The following is a 2,725-nucleotide window of genomic DNA, read 5'->3' as shown; positions in this document are numbered from 1 at the left end:
CAAGGCCCGCCCTTAACGTGAGAGCGGGCGGAAGTTCATCAATTTGTCGTAATCGGGCTCGTCTCTTGTCGTCCGCCTAAGCTCCGCTATGCCCGTAGCTTCGGAAAACGCAATCCAAATTTCTGGGACAAGCACCCCTTCAAGATCAAGACATACCATGTTCATGCGGGTATAATAGCATAACGAATAAATTGTTTCCATAGTCTAGGGAGAAAAATGACAAGCTTGAAGATACGTAATCCTTTTAACGCGCCCGTCTACTACGAGGAAACCGTTTCCAGCACGATGGACGTTTCCCGTAAACTGGCGAAGGAAGACTCGCCGTCTGGCGTTCCAAGCGGCACCGTCATCCTGGCGGATTTTCAGGAAGAAGGGCGCGGTAGGAAACAGGATCGCAAGTGGGAAATGAAGAAGGGGGAAAATTTGTCCTTTACGGTTCTGCTAAAGTTTAAGCGCATTGAAGACATTCCGCCCGCTCTCACGTTAAGGGCGGGCCTTGCCGTATGCCTTGCCATCGAGGATTTCGCGCCGACTTTGCAAGGCTTATGTTCGGTTAAATGGCCCAACGACATACTGATTAAATCCGTTCACGGTGAAGGTTATAAAAAGGCGGTTGGAATTTTATGCGAAGCGGACGGCGGTAATGTTCATCTTGGAATCGGTATAAACACGGCGCAAAAGGAGTTTCCTTCGCACCTGCGGGACAAGGCCGTAAGCATCGCCCTCGCGTCGGGCAGGGATATTTCGAGTGAAGAGCGTTTTTTGCTTTTGGAAAAAATCCTTGAGAGGCTTTACGTTGAATTAGAAGCGGCTCAACGTGCAGAAGCGGATACCTGGAAGCCGCGCCTTGAACAAAAGTTATACAAAAAAGGCGAACAGGTTTTATTTGTCGAAGGCGCGGCGGATTCCGGCAAAAAAATCTCCGGCCGTCTTTGGGGTATTGGCGACGGCGGCGAACTTTTGATTATACCCGATGGGGAAACTCAGGCAAGCCCTTTTATAACAGGCGAATTAGTATTATAATTAGCTAATTTTATTTGAGAGGTACAAATATGGCATCTTTATCAATTCCGTCCGCAAATGGAATGGCGCATGATTTATTGGCGCTTGGCGCGCTGGTAACACGTCTTGACCCTGGGATTATTCCTTTCGCCGAGGCAAACGAGTATTTACTGCACGTTTCGGGCGGGGAGTACAATGTGGCGACTAATCTTTCAACTTGTTTCGGAATGAAGACGGCCATCGCAAGCGCTATTGTAAATTACCCTATCGGGCGCAGAATTGAGTACGCGGTCCAGAAAGCGGGCGTAACCCCTTATTTTAAGCGTTTTGAGCATGACGGGGTGCGCGGGCCGAACATGGCGATTGTGTGGAGCGACCGCGGGCAGGGAGTACGCGCTCCCGTGGTGTTTTACAACCGTTCAAACGAAGCGGCGCAGAGGCTTGCGCCCGGAAGTTTCGACTGGGACGCTATTTTCAAGAAGGGCGTTCGCTGGTTTCACTCTGGCGGGATTTTCAGCGCGCTTTCGCCCACTACGCCGGAACTGGTTATAGAAGCGATGCAGGCGGCGAAGAAAGCGGGAGCGGTCGTGTCGTTCGATTTGAACTACCGAGCGAAACTGTGGGCTGTCGCCGCCGCCGAGCAGGGCAAGAGCGCGGCGCAGGCGAGCGAGGAAGCGTCAAAGACCTTGCGTAAAATTGTAAGCAACGTGGACGTGCTTGTCGGCAACGAGGAAGATCTGCAAAAAGGGTTGGGTCTTAAAGGGCAGGACGTTGAAACAAAGGGCCAGCTTGATCCTTCCGCTTTTTTCGGCATGATGGAAAGCGTAACAAAGGACTTCCCGAATATTAAAGCGGTGGCGACCACATTACGCGAAGTTCATTCCACCAACCGCCATTCATGGAGCGCGGTTCTGTGGTTGGATGGCAAAACATATCAGGCCCCTGCGGCTGAGCTTGACGTATACGACAGGGTAGGCGGCGGCGACGGCTTTGCGGCGGGCCTTTTTTACGGGTTATTGTCGGGAAAGTCGCCGGAAGAGTCATTGCGTTTCGGCTGGGCGCACGGAGCGCTTGTTACGACCACGCCCGGGGACACTTCGATGTTTAGTCTTGATCAGGTTGAGGCGTTCGCGAAGGGGGGGTCAGCCAGAATACAACGGTAGTCAAAAATTGTGACCACATTAAATACAAGATGTATGCTCGGCTATTATCTAGCGGAGGAGTGGTCAAGAGATAGTTACTTCCAAACTATATTTATATTTCTGGAATGTGTCGCACAATCCGATAAATAAAGATTTATTAAGTTTTGATACGCTATACCTGTTTCTTCAGCTTTCTTTTTAAAATACCCTATTGTATCAATATCGATTCGTATTGAAATTTGTTTCCGTAATTTTTTGAAGTACGGATTTGGCTTTGCGTTTGTAAAATCGTATTCCTTTCTCATCTTACTTTCCTCCATAATATTTTATTTCTTTCTTAGTTGCTTTTCTTGCGTTTATTATTCTTATGGTCTCTTCATTTTCTCTATAACAATGACATACAACCAACAAACGTAACATTTTACTCAAACCTAAGAAAATAAACCGCTCTTCATCTTTGGAATGATCCGGATCGTTTATCAATTTGCCATTAGGGTCATAAAATACGGTTTCTGCTTCCTCAAATGAAACTTTATGTTTCTTTATATTAATGCGGTTTTTTTCCTCGTCCCAGATTATCC

4 protein-coding genes and 1 pseudogene are annotated in these 2,725 nt (G+C 48.1%); 2 read left to right on the top strand and 3 right to left on the bottom strand.

Features of this window, described 5'->3' with window-relative positions:
* Positions 1 to 27: 27 nt before the first annotated feature.
* Positions 28 to 165, bottom strand: a pseudogene (gene thrH / locus ACYVTD_RS11460) (bifunctional phosphoserine phosphatase/homoserine phosphotransferase ThrH); the annotation flags it as partial.
* A gap of 51 nt (positions 166 to 216) precedes the next feature.
* On the opposite strand from thrH, the gene ACYVTD_RS11455 reads away from it, so the two are divergent.
* Entirely contained in the window at positions 217 to 1,023 is an 807-nt protein-coding gene (locus ACYVTD_RS11455) for a biotin--[acetyl-CoA-carboxylase] ligase (RefSeq protein ID WP_461247902.1), read from the top strand.
* A gap of 29 nt (positions 1,024 to 1,052) precedes the next feature.
* Entirely contained in the window at positions 1,053 to 2,165 is a 1,113-nt protein-coding gene (locus tag ACYVTD_RS11450) for a PfkB family carbohydrate kinase (RefSeq protein ID WP_461247901.1), read from the top strand.
* Between the two features lie 74 nt (positions 2,166 to 2,239).
* On the opposite strand, the gene ACYVTD_RS11445 is transcribed toward ACYVTD_RS11450, so the two are convergent.
* Entirely contained in the window at positions 2,240 to 2,449 is a 210-nt protein-coding gene (locus tag ACYVTD_RS11445) for a CopG family antitoxin (protein WP_461247900.1), read from the bottom strand.
* 1 nt (position 2,450) lies between these two features.
* On the bottom strand, positions 2,451 to 2,723 hold the full coding sequence (locus ACYVTD_RS11440) for a BrnT family toxin (protein ID WP_461247899.1): 273 nt from the start codon (positions 2,721 to 2,723) through the stop codon (positions 2,451 to 2,453).
* Positions 2,724 to 2,725 lie beyond the last annotated feature (2 nt).

It is taken from the genome of Treponema sp. R6D11 (assembly GCF_054786075.1).
Note: the sequence above shows the minus strand (reverse complement) of the source record. Positions and strands in the feature narration are given on the sequence as shown.